Below are 19,062 nucleotides of genomic sequence, written 5' to 3' on the forward strand. Positions count from 1 at the left end.
TTCTATACAAGAGCCTAGGCGGACTCAATCGGTCTTACGGGTATTTTCCTGTGATGAGACGCAAGCACTGCGCTTATAACTTTGTAACTATTTATGTGGGGAGATGTTAAAATTTCAGTTTGTTTTGCCATCGTATTGTGTCATTAAAGGCGTTTAACAGGTGATGAGCAATAACATGAGCGGCAGACCCCAAGCCCGGCCAAATTGGGCTTTTTATATTTCTATTTAGAATGATAGGCAAAGTTGTATGTCGTTAGAATTCAATGAGCAGCAACAAGCAATGTTCGAAAGCTTGCTTCAAGCACGTCGCGATGTGCGTGGTAATCACTTTTTATGTGATGAGCCTGTCAGTGATGACGAAATTCAGCGAATATTACAGGCAGCGGTTTGGGCGCCATCGGTTGGCTTTTCACAGCCTTGGCGGTTTGTTGTCATTCGTGATGCACTTATTAAGCAACAAGTGGCTGAGAGTTTTGCTAAAGAAAATAAAAAAGCCGCTCATTTATTCGATGAAAAACAACAGCAATACCAACAACTAAAATTAGAAGGCATCCACGAGGCTCCTGTTAATATCGCGGTGTTTTATGAACCATTAGATTCTCCCGTATTAGGCCAAACATCGATGCAAGAGATGGGCGAATACAGTGTGGTGTGTGCCGTGCAAAATATGTGGTTAATGGCGCGTGCCATGAATATTGGCATGGGGTGGGTGAGCATTTTGAATCCAGATGATGTTAACCATGTTTTATCGGCACCAGACCACAATAAGCTGGTCGCGTATTTATGCGTGGGTAAGGTTGATCAGTTTTTAGATCGCCCAGAGCTTGAGCAGTTAAAGTGGGAGAAGACAAAGGCATTAGATAGTGTCGTGAGTTACGACGGGTTTTAATAATCGATACTCAAAAATTACATCCCTCAAATATATGTTTTTTTAAATAAACCAATTGGTTGTTCAATTGGCTTATTTAAAATGTTTATGGGTTTAGGTTTATTCCTCTTTGTACCAAATATCATCACCGCCTAAAAATTCATTACTGCGTTTTTCTGCGGTGCTGCCATCGTTACCTTCGCCGCCGTCACCTGAGGCCAAATGCAGTTGATTATTGGTGACAATCTTAGCTAAATAATACTGTGTAGAACTTACTTCAATATAATCAAATTCATATGCGTCGCCGCCATTAGCATCTTTGGCTAAGTTACCAATTTTAACGGTGCTTTCATCTGGTCCCCAAGTGTCATCTTGAGTGGTGCAGTTTGTATCAGAGTATTCAATACCTGTATTTATAATTTTTGTTTCACTAAACTCAAATGTGCTAACAGATGAAAGAAAGTTAGAACCGGTGTTACTTTCATCTCTACAGTTGGTCGTCCATTTACCTTGCAGAAGATCAATAAAAGCTTGCTCGGTATCAGAAGGGGTGTCGGTATCCGAATCTGATCCACAGCCACCTAATAGCAGCAAACCGAGAATAGAAATAATAATGAGTTTCATTTTGCGGGCCTTTGAGAAATAACGGAGGGACCTCAAACATAAACGAAGGTGACGAAAAGCGCTATGACTCTGCGTGACAGAATACGAAGCCCCATCTGTGTAGACGAGGCTTGTTAAAAAACGGGTTTATATGCTCAACGAGCAGGAAGTATAAATATGTAACTGTTTAAGTGAATAAGTGTTGGATTATTATAGGCTAGATTTAGATTATATATTCACAGACTCAAACGCGTCATCATCATCACTTTCAATCGCTTTCATTATTTTTTGTAACTTAAAGCGTGCTTCTTTGCGTTTTACGGCTTTGTTCCAGCGGTGCCTCTGAGTATCGTTTTCAATCACAAGTTCTGGTACTTGTGTGGTTTTACCATCTTTCATGCCCACCATGGTGAAAAAGCAGGTGTGGGTATGGCGCACGGTTTTTTCTTGAATGTTTTCTGCAATGACCTTGATGCCTATTTCCATTGAGCTGCGGCCAGTGTAATTAACCGTGGCAAGGCATGTGACCATTTCACCTATGTGAATAGGTTGCTTAAAAATCACATTATCGACGGATAAAGTAACCGCATAGTGACCGCTGTATCGCATTGCACAGGTGTAGGCGACTTTATCGAGCAACTTGAGCAGTTCACCGCCATGCATGTTGCCAGAAAAGTTGGCCATGGAAGGTGTAACCAGTTCGGTCATCTCGGTTTGGATAATCTGCCCCATTGCGACTCCATTATCATTGATGGTTTATTCGAGGTTTGCAAAACCACAGGGATAGGTGGCTTTGCAGGCTAGGGTTCTTGTGAAACCTTCGCGGCCTACGTGCTCGGTTTGCAAATAGTAATGGCGTTATAGCATAAAGCCTGCCAGAAATCGAAGAGGCACCGTTTATGGGCCTTAATATCCTATTTCGTCAGCGAGTATACACTTTTCGCGCCTACTTAGTGCGCATGAAGGCCTTCTGGTGGTCATATTTCGGTGCGCAAATTATATATAAACGGGCAAATAAAGCACGTCCCTTGGTCTAAACTGTAATAGCGAATACCGTTTGGAGATGCAATGAAACATCCGGGAAGTGTGGCATCTCACGATGTATCTCGTAAGCGTTTACTGGGCTTATATGGCCTAATCGCTGTATTTGGTGTCCTGCTGTTTGCTGTGAGCCTCTTTTTTCTTGTTTGGCAGAATATACATCAATCTAAAGTGGACTTTCGTCAGCTCGGTTTTAAGGTCAGTGAATCCCTTCAGCAAAGCTTTGTGATTAATGAAACCATCCTTGATGGCTTTGCCGCATTTTTAGCGGACGTTGGTATCCAAGAACCTTATCGTGCCCGCTTTTATAGTCGAACTATGATCGAGCGATACTCTAACCTTTATATGTTTCAAGCGGCTCAGCGAGTCAAAGGGGCCGATGTTGAAGCTTTTGAAGAAACGTTGTCGGATAACATGGGGGATGATATTTCCGTCAGGCGGTTCGAGTTTGGTCGAGGCTTGGTGGACGTGGACGTGGACAAGCAAAGTAAGGGCTATTTCTACCCCTTGGTTTTTGTTGAGCCTGTCTTGAACAGTAGTATTAATATGCTGGGATTGGATATTTCCAGCATTCAGTTCGTGGAGGAGGCCATGGATGCCTCTTTAAGTTCAGGGCTCGCCAGTATCAGTGAGGGTTTTGAGTTGTTTGATGGCAACATGGCTTTTGTCATGATTAAACCGAGTTTATTACCAGAGCAAAAAGAGCCAGATCAATACGCCTTATTGGTGGTTAAAACGGAGGCGTTACTACGAGAAATTTCATTAGCTAAGCCCGGCCTTCAATTAGACGTACGTTATCAGACGCTTGCACCCATGGTGCAAAAGAAAACTCAGTCTCTGGCTGACTGGGAGTCGTTCATTTTCCCTAAATTAGAATATAAAAACAGTTTCACCTTAGGGCCTGGCAGGGTGAATATCAGGTTGAGTCAGCAGTTGGGTTTAGACAGCTTAAATTTGGGTGCTGTGATTTTCATCGTTTTAGTGTGCTTGTTCATTGGTTGGATGATGAGTCTGTTTTTACGCAATCATTATCAAGGGGAAGTCGATAAATTACATGCTAACAACAAGCTTTATCAGTTGGCGAATTATGATCGTTTAACGGGGCTAGCCAATCGACATTATTTTGAAGATTACTTAATTCGTTCCATTGCGACGAGTAAGCGACGAGGTGGGAAGATTGGCTTATTGTATGTGGACTTAAATGATTTCAAATCCATTAATGATACTTATGGTCATGCCACTGGAGACAAAGTGTTAACCATTACCGCGGCTATTTTATTAGACTGCATTCGCGTGGAAGACGTGGCGAGTCGCGTCGGTGGGGATGAGTTTGTCATTTTACTTGAGCACATTACAACGCTAGAAGACGCGCAAAAAGTCAGTACGCGTATTCATGACCAGATGGATGGTATTGAGTATGTTGATAATAAGTCGGTTAAGCTTTCAGCCAGCATTGGCTTTGCGATGTATCCAGATGAAGGTGAGACACTAGACCAATTAATGCATGCCGCGGACCACAATATGTATGCAGCCAAGCGGCGAGGTAAAGTGTTATCTATTAAAGATCATACTCAGCGTCGTACTTAAAGCGCCTGCTCAATCGCCTTAACGATTTCGTCACTTTGAGGCTCTTGCTTTGCACCAAAGCGCTGTAGCACATGGCCGTCTTTACTGATTAAAAATTTCGCAAAATTCCATTCAATATCATCGCCGTCTTCTACTAAAAAATCATAAAGTGCATGACGCTGCTCACCATTTACATCTACTTTTGTTGTCATAGGAAAGCTCACTGAAAATTTTGCACTGCAAAATTCAGCAATTTCGGCATTACTTCCAGGTTCTTGTAGACCAAATTGATTACACGGTACGCCCAGTACAATAAGACCCTTGTCTTTGTATTGTTCATACAAGGCTTGTAGTCCTTTGTACTGAGGTGTTAGTCCACATTCGCTGGCGACATTAACCACTAATACGGTTTTATCTTTAAAGCTTGCTAAGTCTAATGGTTGCGAATTCAGGCCATTAATTTTGATATCGTAAAAGCGTGTCATGGTGTTCTCCATTCGGTGTTACGCGCGCTGACGTGAGTGAGTACGTGTTCATATTTAGGGGTTAATACTTGCCAGTCATAATGGCATACATCCACTTGAGGGGGCAGCCCTTGTTCTTGCCATTCTTTGAGTTGCCTTACGATGATGTGTGCTTGTGTTTCTGTCGTTTCTTCATCGTATAAAGACGAGGTTGGAATCCACTCTGGGTAGGCCAAGCGATTGGGGGCCAGAGGAATACAGCCGTGAGCCGCGCCTTCTAATACCGCCAGTCCTTGAAATTCATGATGTGCAGTTGAGAGCACCACGTGGTGCTGAGCAAGTTGTGATAAATATTCTGCTTTGCTTTCGAAGGTGCCCATGTGCTTAACATTAGGTAAGGCTAACTCTTGTAATGCTTTAAATTCAGCTGGAATCGTTCGAAACGACATACCACAAATGGTGAATGCCATATTCAGTTGTGTTTGATGAGCATGTTGAATGAGGTTAACTAACGTGTCTGGGCCTTTATCGTATTCCCAGCGGTGATTCCAAATGATGTTTAGCGTCTCACCGGGTGTGAAATGCGTTGTGGGTATTGTGTGTGGCGTGTCAATTGGCACAGGCAATACATGCGATTTATCTGTGATACTTGTAATGGCACTTACAGACGCGTGATCAGGTAAACGATTAAATAAATCGGTGAGCCCAGATAAAAAACTCTGTTGGTTAAAGTGACTGTTAAATAAAACAACGTCGGCACTGAGTGCGCTGTATAAATTCACCATTTGCGGCTCAATACTGGCGTGTTGCTGCGCACTTTTAGGGTATGCAAATTGGTTTTCATGAAAATACACAATGCTGGGTGTTGTTGCGAGATTGGGAACAAGCCCTTTTAGTGTGGCCAAATCCACCATGGAGGTTGCAATCACTAAATCAAAGGGCTGTTGTAATAATTCAGCGTGTTCGCCATAAGCAAAGCTCAAACCATTGCCACGAATGCGCCAACTAAAAAAGCGACCAGGCAAAGTAAGGTAGCACCACTGATGATGCGGCAAGTGTGACATGAGGCCTTGGCACCACGATTTATGACTATCCGTGTCGTAGGCGCTGAGCAGTAAAATTCGCATAAAGGCCGCTGGTTATTTAAAAGAACTATTCTACCTAGTTCGCAGCTGTGCCAGCAAATGATTGAGTATCAGGCACAGGCTGCCTAAGATAAGGTAACTTTAACTTGACCGAACAAGTGAACACTGATTCACTTGTTGTGAATATAGGTTCATTTTATGGCGTATCGCCCAACCGAACAGACACAATCTAAAAAAGCAGGCACCCGCGAGCGAATATTAAAAGAGGCTCGCATGCTGGTGACACAAGGAGGCTTTGCCGCTGCCTCGGTGGCGCAGGTAGCCCGTCAAAGTGATATCGCAACGGGGACAATATACCGCCACTTTCCATCGAAAGCGGAGCTGGTGGCTGAAGTGTTTCGCCATGCCACTGCATTTGAGTTAGCCGCCGTTACACAAGCGACTCAAACGAAGGGAACGTATCGTGAGCGTTTACTCATTGGTGTTGAAACCTTTGCTGACCGTGCACTAAGAGCCCCGCGTTTGGCCTATGCACTAATAGCCGAACCGGTGGACCCACTGGTTGAAAAAGAGCGTTTAAGTTATCGCTTTGCTTATGCGGAGGTGTTTGAAGATTTAATCAGTGACGCCATGGCAGTCGGAGAGTTTGTTGCGCAAAACGCCAGCATCAGTGCTGCCGCGTTAGTGGGCATGCTATCAGAGGCGCTAGTAGGACCATTGGCCCCGCAAATAGAAAGTTACGACGAACAAATTACACAGCGTGAAGCATTAACCGAAACAGAAAAACGCGCGCTGATCGCAGAAATTAAAGCGCTGGCCTTAAGGTCGGTAGCCGGTAACGTGTAGTACAGATCGCTGTGCTCACTAATAGGAGGGCAGCATGAATCATTTTACGCAACCGAATATAAAAAATAGTGACGCCGCAGCGCTCAAAAATGTGAGCACGGGCGAAACCCATGATGTGTTTAATCAGCCCACAGCGTTAGATCCGTTTAATGCTTTTGAAGGTGACCAAGCGCTTCAACACTGGGTCACGACTTTTCAAGGTGATTGGCACAAAGACGTCATGAGTCACTACGGCGCGCGCGTAGGGTCCGACTTATTCGAAGCCGGTTTTGCCGCCAATAAATACAAACCTGAATTCAAATCCCATTCGCGTTTTGGCGAGCGCATTGATCAAGTGGACTTTCATCCGGCTTATCATTTACTCATGGAAGCGGCCATTGAGGGGGGGCATCACAGTCTACCGTGGGCACAAAAAAAAATGGGTGCCCATGTCGCTCGCGCCGCCATTGAATATATGCACAGCCAAGCGGACCCTGGTTCCGGTTGTCCACTCACCATGACATTTGCGTCTGTGCCTGCGATTGCCCATCAACCTAATATTGCCAAGGACTGGTTACCAAAAATTACCGCTAATGTGTATGACCCGCGTAATGTGCCATTTTATGAAAAAAAGGGTTTAACCATTGGTATGGCCATGACAGAAAAGCAAGGTGGTTCCGATGTGCGTGCCAATACCACGCGCGCTACGGCTATTGATAAACATGGCCCAGGTGAAGCCTATGAATTAGTGGGGCATAAATGGTTTTGCAGTGCGCCCATGTGCGATGGCTTTTTAGTGTTGGCGTACACCGGATCAAAAGAGCAAGGTTTGTCATGTTTTTTATTGCCACGCTGGCGTCCTGATGGCCGCAAAAATGAAATGGTTATTCAGCGCATTAAAGACAAAATGGGCAATGTTTCGAACGCGTCAAGTGAAGTGGAATACCGCGGTGCGTTTGCATGGATGATTGGAGAAGAAGGTCGCGGCGTGCGTACGATTATCGAAATGGTTTCCATGACACGCTTTGATTGCATGGTGGGCTCAAGTGGGATTATGCGTCAGGCGTTAGCGCAAGCGGTGCACCACACATCTGGTCGAGCTGCGTTTGGTGCCAACTTACATGATCAGCCATTAATGCAAAATGTGCTGGCGGATTTAGCCATCGAGAGTGAAGCGGCGCTAGCGATCAGTATGCGCATTGCTCATTCGTTGGATGTATTACAGCAAGATGATGTCGACGCAGAAACTCTGGAACAAGAGTCGAAGTTTTCTCGTGTTGCGACCGCCATTGGTAAATATTGGATTTGTAAGCGGGCGGCGCAATTCACTTATGAGTGCATGGAATGCATCGGTGGCGTTGGGGTTGTCGAAGATAATATTTTGCCACGCTTGTATCGTGAAAGTCCCATTAATGCCATTTGGGAGGGCAGTGGTAACGTGCAATGTCTTGATGTATTGCGAGCTATGCAAAAAGATAAAACGGTATTAGACGCATTTATGACGGAATTAAAAAAAGGCTTAGGTGTGTATCGTGTTTTTGATCAATACCTCGAAAACGTCAGTGACGAATTTAATGATCTCGTCAGTTTAGAATTCCGTGCGCGCAGTGTCGTGGAAAAACTGGCTCTCGCTTGGCAAGCCAGCACACTTATACAGTTTGGTGATGAATCTGTAGCATTTGGCTACGTGCATTCACGCTTGAATCAGTACGGGGGATATTACTATGGCACTTTGCCCAAAGAAGTGGATGTAAAAAGCATCATTGAACGCGCCCGCGCAAAGTAAGCCTATATTTCACCCAACAATACGCCCTAATAGTTCGCTATTAGGGCGTTTTTTATGCAATTAAAACAGGCGTTTGTTTTCTAATCAATTTAACAATGCCCAAGACAGCATGGCCTGTGCAGCCATTTGTCATCAACTCATCCACACACTTATGCACAGTATCTGTTGGTAAGTATTGTGTTGGGATAAGTTTTGTTGGTAAATGCATGAGTTAGCCCCAAGTTGCTGATTTTATGCGCTTTTAGTGTGATTTATGTACGCTTACTTGAATGGATAAAGGGTATGAATAAGCCCTAAATAAATTTAATTCTACTGTATGTTAACTGTATATCCACAAAGTTATTCACAGGCTGGGCGTTATCTGTACATCTGTTGAAAAAAGCGGAAGCGACCTGGTTTTATGTGAATGAATTTAAGTCACTTATCTATGTTTTGAGCCTGTATTAGCAGTATTTTGCCTTATTAATGACGATTTTGATCACAGCCTAGGTTTGTGCATTATTTTGGTCGCAGGTGCTCTTATCGAGTGATCATTAGGAGTGCATTTTGAGCAGAAAATGGGATATATCGTGTGATATGCCATATTCCCTCCCCCGTTTTTATGACGATTTGATGAATCAACAGCTTAATTTGGCAACTTATGGCTAAAATGTTCTAAAAAGAGGCGTTTTTTGACTTATGGCCTGTTTGCACATTGGTCTATAATGTCTAAATTAGAGTGCTGACTCTAAAAAGATTAGTTATGCAGCTCAAATTTGATTTGCAGATAACAATAAAAAGGAAAGGCAATGACAAAAATAATAACGCGCCTGACTCTGTTAATGGCGATGACATTCGCTATGCAAAGCCATGCTTGGTTCTGGGACTCTTGGTTTCAGCCTTCCAACTACACAAAAACAAAATACCCAATTGTATTAGCACATGGCTTACTTGGCTTTGATCAACTATTGGGCGTGGATTATTGGTATAAAATTCCACAAGACTTACGCAGCGACGGTGCGACTGTTTATGTTACACAAGTGAGCAACACCAATTACACTGAAGTACGTGGCGAGCAATTGATTAGCCAAATTGAAAACATTTTGGCAGTTGATGGCGCCAGCAAAGTCAATCTAATCGGTCACAGTCATGGTGGCCCGACCATTCGTTATGTTGCGAGTGTTCGTCCTGACCTAGTTGCATCGGTTACCACGGTTGCAGGTGCAAACAATGGTTCAAGCACAGCTGACTTCTTGCGCCAAATTCCAGAAGGTTCACCTCTTGAAGGTTTGGCTCTGAGTATTATGAATAGTTTTTCTGCTGTATTAGATTTTCTAAGCGGTGGTGGCTACACCCCTGATGCATTAGGTGCGTTAACGGCGTTGACCACAGAAGGTGCTCAAGTATTTAATGCGCAGCATCCTCAAGGCATGCCAACGACTGCTTGCGGTGAAGGTGCTTATGTCGTGAATGGCATTCGTTACTATTCATGGGGTGGCGGCAGCTTATTAACAAATGTATTGGATATTACGGATCCTGCATTGGCATTAACCTCTATCCCATTTGGTTCAGAAGATAATGATGGGTTGGTGGGCACATGTGATAACCATTTAGGTCAGGTCATTCGTGATAATTATCGTATGAATCACTTAGATGCGGTAAACCAAATATTGGGCTTACATCACTTATTTGAAACCGATCCGATTACGACGTATCGCAACCATGCAAACCGATTGAAAAATGCCGGCTTGTAATTAGCCATCATTAAAAAGGCGAAGCTTAGCTTCGCCTTTTTTGTGCCTGTCATTTGATGAAATTATTTAATGGTATGGTAACGTAGTCAGTGTTTACTCATTAATAATAAGAATAAAGATATGTTAAAGCCTATTATTGCCATTGTTACGTGTTTGGTTGTTATTTTTTTGGTGTGGTTAAAACCTGAGGCCAGGTTAAACCAAGCAAATATTTCTTCAGTTCACTCTAGTGCGCAAGTTTCAGCCGAGCAGGCATCGATCGAGCAGCAGGCCAGTAGGAACAATCAACTGCCTGAGTTCTTAAGTACCAGTTCATTAAGGGGTACCTCTATTGATGGTTTATACCCGGTTGATGACGCAGGTAACTTAATCTTAAGCGGCTCAATTAAGCATCGCTTTGAATATTTTTTATCAACCATGGGTGAATTCTCGTTAGAAGACGTTCAGAAGATGATTCGTGATGATATTAAGTCAAATTTACAAGAACCGGCTCGCTCACAAGCACTGCAATTATTTGAAGATTATGTGGGTTATAAATACGCCCTGACGGATTTAGAAGCATCATTAGACGCGCCTCAAGACTACGAAATAAATGATATAGAACACATGCGCTCTCAGTTGCAGCAGTTACGTGATAAGCGTCGCGAGTATTTTAATCAAGAAGCGGTTGATGCATTTTTTGGTTTTGATGAGTTATATGATGACTTTATGCTGAACCGTTTAGAAATACAGGCCAGTTCTCAATTAAGCGAAGCGGAAAAAGCCGAGCAAATTTCCTCTCTAGAGCAAAATTTACCGGAGCATGTTCGTAGTATGAGAGATGAGACGCAACGCATTAGTCAGGTGTTTGAAATTACTCAAGACATGCGTGATGAGGGTGCCAGTGAAGACGCTATATTTGAACGTAATAGCCAAGCGTTCGGGCAGGCGGCCGCCGAGCGATTACAGGTACTAGATAACAAGAGGCAGGTCTTTCAACAAAAAGCAGATTCGTATTTGGCGCAAAAGCAAACAATTTTAGAAAACGAATCAATGAGTAACACTGAAAAAAAAGAACAGCTTGATGAGTTGTTATCGGAGTTTGATACGGATGAACGTCGAAAACTGAATGCACTTGAGATAATGAATCAAGAACATTCAGAAACAACTAGCAACTAGCAACTAGCAACTATAATTGTGCATCACGCAAAATAGTTTTTAACGGCTCGTAAATAGCAGGCGTTGCCACAATTAAATGTTCGCTGTGCAGCTCGTGTGTGATGTTGGCATCAGGTTCAATAAAGTAACCACAGCGAGCGCCGGCTTCTTTTGCAATCAACCAACCTGCTGCACAATCCCAAGGGCTAACCGTTTCATAATAAGCATCTAACCTGCCTAGCGCGACCCAACATATATCTAATGCTGCACTGCCTAAGCGGCGAACGTCGGCGCATTGCTCAAGTACTTTATGTAAACGGTGCATGAGTTGATCAAGCTGATCGGCTTTATCATAGGGAAACCCAGTGGCCACGATGGCTCTATTCAATTCTTGTGTGTTACTGCAACGAATAGGTTGGTGATTTAACCAAGCGCCTTTTTGACGAATTGCACTAAACATCTCACGTAAGAACGGGTTATAAACCGCAGCCGCCTGTATTTTGCCTTTAACAACATAGGCGATGCTAATAGCGACTTGATGATGATGGTGTGCATAATTAACCGTACCATCTATGGGATCAATCACCCAGATGGGGCTATCGGAGTAATTCAGTGATGTTAAATCTGGATTTGATTCTTCGGCTAGAATTTGATCGTTAGGATAATTGGCTCGTATGGCGTCGGTAATCAATGTGTCAGCGGCAATGTCGCTATTGGTAACTAGCTCGATGCCTTGTTTGTAATTATGGCTTAGCTGCGAGCTTGCGCGCATTTCGACAATTAAATCGCCTGCTTCAGAAGCTATGTTCATAATGAACTCTAGAACAGATTCTAAGTCAGCCATGATAGTCTCAATTGGATTTATTTTATTAATGATATCTATCTTAAGATGATTAGATGAAAATTGGATGACTTATTTTACACATATTTCAGGTTCAAAGTACAAAGACGCAAAAGTTTGGCTGTCAAGTGGCTTGTTAAAATAATACCCTTGGTATCGCTCACAGCCTAAATCCTGTAGCAATGCCAATTGGGCTTGCGTTTCGATACCCTCGGCTAACACAATTAGGTTTAAGCTTTTCGACATGGCGATGATTGCTTTTACCATGCTTTCATCTTCCGCGTTGTTTTCTATGTTCATGACAAATGCACGGTCTATTTTGAGCTTATTAATAGGTAAATAACGCAGATAGCTCAAGCTGGAATACCCTGTACCAAAATCATCAATAGCAAAGCCAACCCCTATTTCTTTTATATCATTTAAAAGAGGGAGGACGTAATCAATATTTTCCATTAATAAGCTTTCAGTTATTTCTAATTCAACAGATGCGCCAGAAATATTATATTTTTTTTAATAATTTACTGATTTTTTTGGGGAATCCTTCATTAATTTGCACCGCTGAAACATTAATAGACATAATAAAGTCAGGGTCAAAGTTGAGCCATTCTTTAAGCTGTATGATGCTCTCTTCGAGAATCCAATCACCGAGTGTATTAATAAAGCCCGTTTCTTCAGCAATAGGAATAAACTCAACAGGAGAAATTGGCCCAAGTTCAGGGTGAAACCAACGAATCAATGCTTCGCAACCCAATATTTTCTGAGTATGAATATCCACCTGTGGTTGATAAAATAGCTCGAACTGCTGATTGTCGAAGGCAGGCATAAAGCTATGTTCGATATTTATACGATGCTGAACCAAGTCACCTATTTCTTGAGTGAAAAATTGAAAACCATCGCCGCCCCTTTTTTTTACTTGGTACATAGCGGTATCGGCATAGCGCCATAAAATATGGCTATGTTCACTATGATCAGGACATAGGCTGATGCCAATTGAGCAACTTGTCCGCAATTCATAGGAATCAACGCGAAATACTTGGCGTAAGTGTCGGTTGATATCCGCAGCAAATATTTCAACATCTTTGATTTTTTTTATGTCGCGCATGAGAATAACAAATTCATCGCCACCCATACGAGCTAGAAAATGTTCTTTAGGAATAATACTTTGTATACGTTGTGCTACTTTTTGTAGTAAGCGATCCCCCAGTTGATGGCCCAGTGAGTCGTTTATGTTTTTAAAGCGATCGAGATCAATAAATAGCATCGCAAAATTTTCACCACTTTTTTTAGCATAACTGACAGCCTGTACTAATTCGTCATTAAATTTAAATCGATTGTATAGTTCTGTGAGTGGGTCCTGTACACCCAGGTATTCGATTTGCTGCCTGACTAATTCTCTTTCTGTGATATCAAGCATGACACCTTCGATGAAATATTTTTTATGTTCATCTTGAAAACAACGCCCTCGGTCTAAAACCCATTTATGTTCACCACTTGCAGTTTTAATGCGATATACCATCTCAAAAGGTTTGAGTGAAAAGTGCGCAGCTTTACTGTTTTGAGAAAATTCGTGTTTGTCATTATCATCAATAAAATCAAACGGAGTAATGTTATTTTTTATAAAATAACCAGGGGAATATCCCAATAACTGATAACAACCCGGGCTTAAGTATTCAAGCGTATGTTGCTCGACATTTAAACGATACAATATGCCGGGCAGGTTACTGACTAGGCGTTTAAAATCGTCATCTTGTTTCGTGATGCTGCTTTCAAATTTTTTCTTGGCTGAGATAGAGTGTATTTTTTGTTTGTGGCCGAGAAATAAAATAAATGACATTAGGCCTAGGCTGAATAAACAGGCGATAATGAAATATATTTTTTTATTAATCCAGTAAGGTAAGAATATTTCATTTTGTAGGGTTGAAACAAGGAGTACTTCATCATTGAATTGATAGGCACATGCTTGTACGGGGTTTTCAAATAAACTATAAAGTTCTTTTGTGCATGGTTTTGCCCAGAGCAAAATTTTCTTGCAATTGTGCAACGATAGGGCTGTAAGAAAGTTGGTTTAGATTTTTTAAGTTAGAGGCGAGGATCTTTCCGTTGGTGCTAATGGCGGATAATTGCAATGAGGGGTTAAAGTCGAAAGAGAGTTTATTGAAATAGTCATTCTTAACATCGGTGCTTTCTTCCCGTAAGGCTGGCCAGTGTCGCTCAAATTGCATAAACGCCACTTCAGTTTTCAGGTTCAGTTCGTTAAAAACATCATCCGTTTCTACTTTGTATGAGTGCACCATTAACAAACTGATTACTAGGATCCAGGCGATTAGCGACAGCGCGTATAAGCGTGTTCGCATGTAAATCGAGTTGGTTAGTGTTATCACCTTCTTGCCCTAGAATATTGAATCTTTTTCAGTATAGCCCTTACCCGCTATTGGGCTAGTGTTCGTGAGCCAGAAAGCAAGATTTATTGAGGGCATAATGCTTACGCCGTATAGGCGAGTCCACTGTATAAATTCACATGGCGGAACTCATCCAGTTCATCTAGATCAGGTACGGTGAAAGAGGCTTGTTGGCTTAGGTGTTCATATTGCGGGTGATGAAAATTTTTGATGCGAGAATCAGCAAGTAATACCGCGTCAGCATATTCAAAGAAGGTATCTAAGAAGCTCAAGTTTGCTCGGTCATAGAGTACATCTGCGGCAATCAGAAGATCGATATCGCGCTCTGCAATGGCAAACAGATCGTCTGATAAGGTCACCTCTACGTTGTTAAGTTTGGCATTGTCAGCGCAGCTGATTAAGGCGCCAGGGTCGATATCGCAGGCGATCGCTTGTTTTGCGCCTGCTTTCATGGCTGCAATGGCGACAACGCCAGAGCCACTGCCAAAATCAAGAATCTTTTTACCTTTAACAATGTCAGGGTTATCGAGAATATATTTCGCCAGTACCTGGCCGCTGGCCCAGCAAAATGCCCAATAGGCGGTATTTTCCCAGATGCTGCGGATTTCATCGAGCGAAAACTTACGATTCATCGTCGTGGGATCAACTAAATACAACGATACACTCGGACATTGTGGTAAGGCTTGCACGCTTACTTGCGCATCACTGAGCATATTTTTTATAAGTGTATTAAGTTGGTTCATAATAAAGCGGGTCCTGCATCAAAAAAACGGATCAAATAAATGTGCAAAAATCTATGAAAAAATATCACGCTGAGGGTTAATTAAATCAGCAAAGCGCTTATCAAGGAAATACAAAATACCGTCGACAACGGGCGAAATCTGTTTGTCTATATAATGCTCGTAATCAATTTTAAATGGGGTGTTTTCTAAGCATTCAATAGCTACAGGGCCTTGTTGGGTAATGATGTATTCAATCCATCCACCGTTTTCATATGGATTGTTTAAGTTTTCACGGGCATACAGTGCACTGGCTAATTTAGCCGCTTGAATTTGCGGCGGAATATTTTTTACGTAAGTATTAAGTGGTTTACGAATACGCTTTTTATATATGAGTTGTTCGTTACGTTTGCCAGCCATTAATTCATGAACAACATTGAGCAAATAACTTTCATAAGGCTGATTATGAAAGATGCGCGAGTATAATTGTATTTGGACTTCTTTTGCCAGCTTGGTCCAATCACTACGAACGGCTTCTAATCCTTTGAAAATAAGTTCATCGTGTTGAGTTAATCCGGCATATCGTTTTTTACTGCCCAGTTCGCTGCCTCGAATGGTCGGCATGAGAAACTTTTGATAGTGACTTTCGAATTCGATTTCCAATTGGCTTTCAATATAGTGCTCTTTTTTTAGCTGTAACTGCCAATACTGGTTTAAGCCATCTTGTAATTTTCGTCCGATGACTTCAGTTTCAATTATTGTGAGCGTATTAGCTATTTTCTTGGTGCCTGTGTGCAAGCTGATAAACACACTGTCCGTATCGCCATAAATGACCTGAAAGCCTTGTTGTTCGATCCATTGACCACTGCGCTGAATAATTTCGTGTCCACGCAAGGTGATAGAGCTTGCAAGGCGGGCATCAAAAAAGCGGCATCCATTACTGCCTAAAATACCATAAAAACTATTCATAATAATTTTAATAGCTTGACTGGTGGCGCTGTTTTTTTGTTTTTTTGCCTCATCACGTTCAGCCCAAAGATGGGTGATAATGTCGGGTAAAAAATGCGTGTCTCGATGAAAGTACGCATCATGAAACCCCATAATGGTTTCTTTTTCTTTATTTGTTTTATTTGCTTTGAGTCCTTCGATTAACCCCATGGGATCAATCTTAAAGGTGCGAATGATGCTGGGGTAAAGGCTTTTAAAGTCCAGTACCAGTACATCTTGATAAAGCCCAGGCTTACTTTCCATGACAAAGCCGCCAGGTGCATCAAACTCACCAAAGCCTTCACCAATGTTAGGTGCAATAAAACCGGCTCTGTGCAGTTTTGGTAAATATAAATATTCAAACGCAGCAACAGAGCCACCTATTCGGTCTAATAAGTGGCCGGTTAAAAAGCTGCGTTGTATTAGATATTGTAAAATTTGAGTGTGCTCAAAAACATCCAATACAAGCTGACAGTCATTAGCATTATAGTTTGCTAAAGCTATCTTATCTTTTTCAAAAAAATCACTAATGGCTTGTCCACGGTTATTCATGCTGCCTTTATGGCCTTCGAGCGTTTTACCTGTGCCTAAAAGTGTTTGTGATACAAATTCGAGAGAAAAACTTTCAAAGCTGTAGGTGGCGTTGCGTAATGCATCGATGCCATCGACAATTACACGCCCTGCAATATCGACAAAATTTAGGTTATTGTGACCATGACGAATATTGACTTCTGAGCCATCACGACACCAATGAAACGCAATGCCGTGTTCTTTATAAACCCGTTGTAAAACGCTGAAATCAAAGTTGATTACATTCCAGCCGATGATGACATCAGGGTCGAGGGTTTGAATATAATGATTAGCTGCGATAAGTAGTTCGCGCACATTTTTAAAGAATACAAGCCAGCCGGGTTTGATATCTTCTTTGTGGCCCAGCATGTACACACGCTTTTCACTGTGATGTTTGCCATTGTTATCTTGCCATTGGCTGACAAAACCGATGCTGTATAACTTCTCTTTTTGTTCCTTAGTGGGCATGGATGTTTCTATGTCCATACTGAGAACTTTCAAACGGGGCAGGTACGTGCTGGCTTGTATGTGTGGTTTAACCCACGTGTTTTCATTGCTGGTTGAACCGTTGAACTCAAGGCTGCCTTTGATGAAGCGTTCCATTAAAAAGCGATGTGTTGGTCGAATATCCGCTTCCCATAAGGTAATACTATGTTGTTCGCAGTACTGACGTAATTGCACATGTAATTGATAGGTATGACAGTAAATGGCACACACAGGCACACCGCTAAAATGGGTTAGCGTTAGCGGCTCAACCCTTAGACCGGATAATTTTGGCAGTTGCTCGCTTTGGTCTTGCGCGCAAAAACACACGCTCTCCTGTTGGGGGAACTGAATGCACTGCGGACCACTATCGGTACTTAGCCAAAAGCTAAGTTGCAGTTTGTCTTGGATGTCTTTCCATTGTTGTGACAGGATAAATCCGTGCACGGTTGACCTTATTTGGTTTTGGGCTTCAATTAGTATAAGCCTCAATGGGAGTGAGCTATGAAACCTCGGATTTCCCCTGATCCTATGTATCAATTACTCAGGGACGATAAAGTCGACGAGTTTAACAAGCTAAAGGCACAAGGAAAGAGCTGTGACCTATCTGGTTGCGATTTTCGTGGTTTAGATTTGCGTAACCTCGATGTAGAAGGGCTGGATTTGAGTAACGCTTATTTCCGTGGTTCCGATTTACGCTCATTAGATTTCCGCAAATCGAAGTTGAATGGTGCCAGCTTGGCCGATGCAAAAATGAGTGGTTGTTTTTTCCCTGCGGATATCTCTGCCCAGGAGATTCTAATGTCCTTTCAACAGGGCACACGCCTGCGCCAGCCATCTGCCTGACGGATAACTAAAAAAAGTGTGATAGGTGACTATTTTTTGTTCATATATTAGGAAATGGTCCGCGTTTTATGGTAGAAATACGCCCCCTGATTAATTAATGGCCAGTATTATGTTGTTCCTTGGCAAAACTCCTAGAGCGACCCATGAACTGCTTGAGCGTTTAAGCTTGCTCGGTGAGCGATTGCTTGACGGTTTAGACACCTCAAGTCAGTTGAAAGCATTCGCGAATGACGCTCAATTGTTCGATAGCTTTGATAAAGAGCAGATCGGAATTGTCCGCAGTGGTCTGGTCATGGTGGTAAATGGCGGAACCGATGCGGTTTGTTTAGAGGCTGGTGATATCATTGGTTTGAGTCGTGTGTTTGGCTTACCGGACGCCCAATTAAAGGTTGAAGACAGCGCTGAAATTGAACTGATCTCCCGTGATGATTTTATGTCGTATGTGTATGGCGATTCGCACCGCCAGCATCGCTTCAGTAATTACTTACTAACCTTGCTTGCACTGTATCAGGTGATGCTAGCAGAATATCATCGGCAAGGTCAGGCCAGTGCTCCAACAGGCTTCGAACACATTGAGTCAGGCAGTGTGATGATTCGTGAGGGTGAATACGCTGATACGGTCTATCAGCTTATGTCAGGCAGCGCCGATGTGACGGTCAACGGTGTAACCGTGGGTGAAGTATTATCGGGTGAGATTTTTGGTGCGATGGCAGCATTCACTGGTGAGAAACGTAATGCTACCGTTATCGCCAGAGAGCATTGTCAGCTACTGGCCATTCCCAAAGCTCAATTTGTCGACTTGATTAAAGCCCAGCCAGAAATAGCCATTACATTGCTGGACAATATGTCACGTCGAATTAAATCGCTGAACGAACAAATCTCCGGTGGGCAAAGACAAATCGCATAAGTGGTCATAATTCGCCTAAATGAAATTTAATTGAGAATTGTTCTTGATAACGCGAATGATAATGACTATTATTAAGTTGTTGTCATGACCCGCCCAGTGTCCTTGCCAAGAGGACATTAAGCAGCAAGTTAATCATGGCACTCTCTCTCATCAAGCTAATCACATTGTCGATTTGACAAGGCCGCTCAAACCACCGAGCGGT

19 protein-coding genes are annotated in these 19,062 nt (G+C 42.6%); 8 read left to right on the top strand and 11 right to left on the bottom strand.

Annotated elements, in window-relative coordinates:
- Window positions 1-247 precede the first annotated feature (247 nt).
- The gene (bluB, locus tag ACU6U9_RS09270) at window positions 248-889 is read left to right on the top strand and encodes a 5,6-dimethylbenzimidazole synthase (protein ID WP_446734739.1); all 642 of its coding nucleotides are present in this window, start codon (window positions 248-250) and stop codon (window positions 887-889) included.
- Window positions 890-988: 99 nt separating this feature from the next.
- Here bluB and ACU6U9_RS09275 read toward each other — a convergent pair whose 3' ends face one another.
- Both ACU6U9_RS09275 and ACU6U9_RS09280 read right to left on the bottom strand, forming a co-directional pair.
- Window positions 989-1,492 (bottom strand): hypothetical protein, encoded by a 504-nt coding sequence (locus ACU6U9_RS09275; protein ID WP_446734740.1) that lies wholly within the window; start codon window positions 1,490-1,492, stop codon window positions 989-991.
- Between the two features lie 207 nt (window positions 1,493-1,699).
- On the bottom strand, window positions 1,700-2,203 hold the full coding sequence (locus ACU6U9_RS09280) for an acyl-CoA thioesterase (protein ID WP_446734741.1): 504 nt from the start codon (window positions 2,201-2,203) through the stop codon (window positions 1,700-1,702).
- A gap of 336 nt (window positions 2,204-2,539) precedes the next feature.
- On the opposite strand from ACU6U9_RS09280, the gene ACU6U9_RS09285 reads away from it, so the two are divergent.
- Window positions 2,540-4,099 carry a sensor domain-containing diguanylate cyclase gene (locus ACU6U9_RS09285; RefSeq protein ID WP_446734742.1) on the top strand — a complete coding sequence of 520 codons (1,560 nt, stop codon included), beginning with the start codon at window positions 2,540-2,542 and terminating at the stop codon, window positions 4,097-4,099.
- On the opposite strand, the gene ACU6U9_RS09290 is transcribed toward ACU6U9_RS09285, so the two are convergent.
- The gene (locus ACU6U9_RS09290; protein WP_446734743.1) at window positions 4,096-4,563 is read right to left on the bottom strand and encodes a glutathione peroxidase; all 468 of its coding nucleotides are present in this window, start codon (window positions 4,561-4,563) and stop codon (window positions 4,096-4,098) included. The two genes, ACU6U9_RS09285 and ACU6U9_RS09290, sit on opposite strands and share 4 nt — an antisense overlap.
- A complete protein-coding gene (locus ACU6U9_RS09295) occupies window positions 4,560-5,669 on the bottom strand; it encodes a tRNA-queuosine alpha-mannosyltransferase domain-containing protein (protein WP_446734744.1) in 1,110 nt (369 codons plus the stop codon). Before ACU6U9_RS09295 ends, ACU6U9_RS09290 begins: the two co-directional genes overlap by 4 nt.
- 156 nt (window positions 5,670-5,825) lie before the next feature.
- Here ACU6U9_RS09295 and ACU6U9_RS09300 point away from each other — a divergent pair, with 156 nt between their 5' ends.
- Window positions 5,826-6,473, top strand: a complete 648-nt coding sequence (locus ACU6U9_RS09300) for a TetR/AcrR family transcriptional regulator (RefSeq protein ID WP_446734745.1) — start codon at window positions 5,826-5,828, stop codon at window positions 6,471-6,473.
- 34 nt (window positions 6,474-6,507) lie between these two features.
- Window positions 6,508-8,238 (top strand): acyl-CoA dehydrogenase family protein, encoded by a 1,731-nt coding sequence (locus tag ACU6U9_RS09305; RefSeq protein WP_446734746.1) that lies wholly within the window; start codon window positions 6,508-6,510, stop codon window positions 8,236-8,238.
- A gap of 52 nt (window positions 8,239-8,290) precedes the next feature.
- Here the strand turns inward: ACU6U9_RS09305 and ACU6U9_RS09310 are convergent, their stop codons facing one another.
- Complete coding sequence (locus tag ACU6U9_RS09310; protein WP_446734747.1) at window positions 8,291-8,446, bottom strand: hypothetical protein; 156 nt, start codon at window positions 8,444-8,446, stop codon at window positions 8,291-8,293.
- Window positions 8,447-9,059: 613 nt separating this feature from the next.
- Between ACU6U9_RS09310 and ACU6U9_RS09315 the strand changes: the two genes are divergently transcribed.
- On the top strand, window positions 9,060-9,971 hold the full coding sequence (locus ACU6U9_RS09315) for a lipase family alpha/beta hydrolase (RefSeq protein ID WP_446735078.1): 912 nt from the start codon (window positions 9,060-9,062) through the stop codon (window positions 9,969-9,971).
- Between the two features lie 120 nt (window positions 9,972-10,091).
- A complete protein-coding gene (locus ACU6U9_RS09320; RefSeq protein ID WP_446734748.1) occupies window positions 10,092-11,129 on the top strand; it encodes a lipase secretion chaperone in 1,038 nt (345 codons plus the stop codon).
- 10 nt (window positions 11,130-11,139) lie between these two features.
- On the opposite strand, the gene ACU6U9_RS09325 is transcribed toward ACU6U9_RS09320, so the two are convergent.
- From ACU6U9_RS09325 to ACU6U9_RS09350, 6 genes are all read right to left on the bottom strand, one after another.
- Window positions 11,140-11,952, bottom strand: coding sequence for an inositol monophosphatase family protein (locus ACU6U9_RS09325; RefSeq protein WP_446734749.1), 813 nt, complete (start codon window positions 11,950-11,952; stop codon window positions 11,140-11,142).
- 69 nt (window positions 11,953-12,021) lie between these two features.
- Window positions 12,022-12,402 carry an EAL domain-containing protein gene (locus ACU6U9_RS09330; protein WP_446734750.1) on the bottom strand — a complete coding sequence of 127 codons (381 nt, stop codon included), beginning with the start codon at window positions 12,400-12,402 and terminating at the stop codon, window positions 12,022-12,024.
- Between the two features lie 46 nt (window positions 12,403-12,448).
- Window positions 12,449-13,783, bottom strand: coding sequence for a diguanylate cyclase domain-containing protein (locus ACU6U9_RS09335; RefSeq protein ID WP_446734751.1), 1,335 nt, complete (start codon window positions 13,781-13,783; stop codon window positions 12,449-12,451).
- A gap of 148 nt (window positions 13,784-13,931) precedes the next feature.
- Complete coding sequence (locus ACU6U9_RS09340; RefSeq protein ID WP_446734752.1) at window positions 13,932-14,330, bottom strand: hypothetical protein; 399 nt, start codon at window positions 14,328-14,330, stop codon at window positions 13,932-13,934.
- Window positions 14,331-14,431: 101 nt separating this feature from the next.
- Window positions 14,432-15,091, bottom strand: coding sequence for a class I SAM-dependent methyltransferase (locus ACU6U9_RS09345; protein WP_446734753.1), 660 nt, complete (start codon window positions 15,089-15,091; stop codon window positions 14,432-14,434).
- 51 nt (window positions 15,092-15,142) lie between these two features.
- Window positions 15,143-17,554: a DNA polymerase II gene (locus tag ACU6U9_RS09350; protein WP_446734754.1), complete on the bottom strand. Its 2,412-nt coding sequence runs from the start codon at window positions 17,552-17,554 to the stop codon at window positions 15,143-15,145.
- Window positions 17,555-17,611: 57 nt separating this feature from the next.
- On the opposite strand from ACU6U9_RS09350, the gene ACU6U9_RS09355 reads away from it, so the two are divergent.
- Window positions 17,612-17,953 (top strand): pentapeptide repeat-containing protein, encoded by a 342-nt coding sequence (locus tag ACU6U9_RS09355; RefSeq protein WP_446734755.1) that lies wholly within the window; start codon window positions 17,612-17,614, stop codon window positions 17,951-17,953.
- 97 nt (window positions 17,954-18,050) lie between these two features.
- Window positions 18,051-18,860 carry a Crp/Fnr family transcriptional regulator gene (locus tag ACU6U9_RS09360; RefSeq protein ID WP_446734756.1) on the top strand — a complete coding sequence of 270 codons (810 nt, stop codon included), beginning with the start codon at window positions 18,051-18,053 and terminating at the stop codon, window positions 18,858-18,860.
- Window positions 18,861-19,062 lie beyond the last annotated feature (202 nt).

The sequence above is a fragment of the Pseudomonas sp. HK3 genome (assembly GCF_052920985.1).

What these genes read in the sequence shown, in the direction of transcription:
- ACU6U9_RS09325 (WP_446734749.1), bottom strand. Translation starts at nt 11,952, where the DNA reads ATGGCTGACTTAGAATCTGTTCTAGAGTTCATTATGAACATAGCTTCT.
- ACU6U9_RS09305 (WP_446734746.1), top strand. Translation starts at nt 6,508, where the DNA reads ATGAATCATTTTACGCAACCGAATATAAAAAATAGTGACGCCGCAGCG.
- ACU6U9_RS09310 (WP_446734747.1), bottom strand. Translation starts at nt 8,446, where the DNA reads ATGCATTTACCAACAAAACTTATCCCAACACAATACTTACCAACAGAT.
- ACU6U9_RS09300 (WP_446734745.1), top strand. Translation starts at nt 5,826, where the DNA reads ATGGCGTATCGCCCAACCGAACAGACACAATCTAAAAAAGCAGGCACC.
- ACU6U9_RS09290 (WP_446734743.1), bottom strand. Translation starts at nt 4,563, where the DNA reads ATGACACGCTTTTACGATATCAAAATTAATGGCCTGAATTCGCAACCA.
- ACU6U9_RS09275 (WP_446734740.1), bottom strand. Translation starts at nt 1,492, where the DNA reads ATGAAACTCATTATTATTTCTATTCTCGGTTTGCTGCTATTAGGTGGC.
- ACU6U9_RS09360 (WP_446734756.1), top strand. Translation starts at nt 18,051, where the DNA reads ATGGCCAGTATTATGTTGTTCCTTGGCAAAACTCCTAGAGCGACCCAT.
- bluB (WP_446734739.1), top strand. Translation starts at nt 248, where the DNA reads ATGTCGTTAGAATTCAATGAGCAGCAACAAGCAATGTTCGAAAGCTTG.
- ACU6U9_RS09295 (WP_446734744.1), bottom strand. Translation starts at nt 5,669, where the DNA reads ATGCGAATTTTACTGCTCAGCGCCTACGACACGGATAGTCATAAATCG.
- ACU6U9_RS09355 (WP_446734755.1), top strand. Translation starts at nt 17,612, where the DNA reads ATGAAACCTCGGATTTCCCCTGATCCTATGTATCAATTACTCAGGGAC.
- ACU6U9_RS09345 (WP_446734753.1), bottom strand. Translation starts at nt 15,091, where the DNA reads ATGAACCAACTTAATACACTTATAAAAAATATGCTCAGTGATGCGCAA.
- ACU6U9_RS09285 (WP_446734742.1), top strand. Translation starts at nt 2,540, where the DNA reads ATGAAACATCCGGGAAGTGTGGCATCTCACGATGTATCTCGTAAGCGT.
- ACU6U9_RS09330 (WP_446734750.1), bottom strand. Translation starts at nt 12,402, where the DNA reads ATGGAAAATATTGATTACGTCCTCCCTCTTTTAAATGATATAAAAGAA.
- ACU6U9_RS09280 (WP_446734741.1), bottom strand. Translation starts at nt 2,203, where the DNA reads ATGGGGCAGATTATCCAAACCGAGATGACCGAACTGGTTACACCTTCC.
- ACU6U9_RS09320 (WP_446734748.1), top strand. Translation starts at nt 10,092, where the DNA reads ATGTTAAAGCCTATTATTGCCATTGTTACGTGTTTGGTTGTTATTTTT.
- ACU6U9_RS09335 (WP_446734751.1), bottom strand. Translation starts at nt 13,783, where the DNA reads ATGTCATTTATTTTATTTCTCGGCCACAAACAAAAAATACACTCTATC.
- ACU6U9_RS09315 (WP_446735078.1), top strand. Translation starts at nt 9,060, where the DNA reads ATGGCGATGACATTCGCTATGCAAAGCCATGCTTGGTTCTGGGACTCT.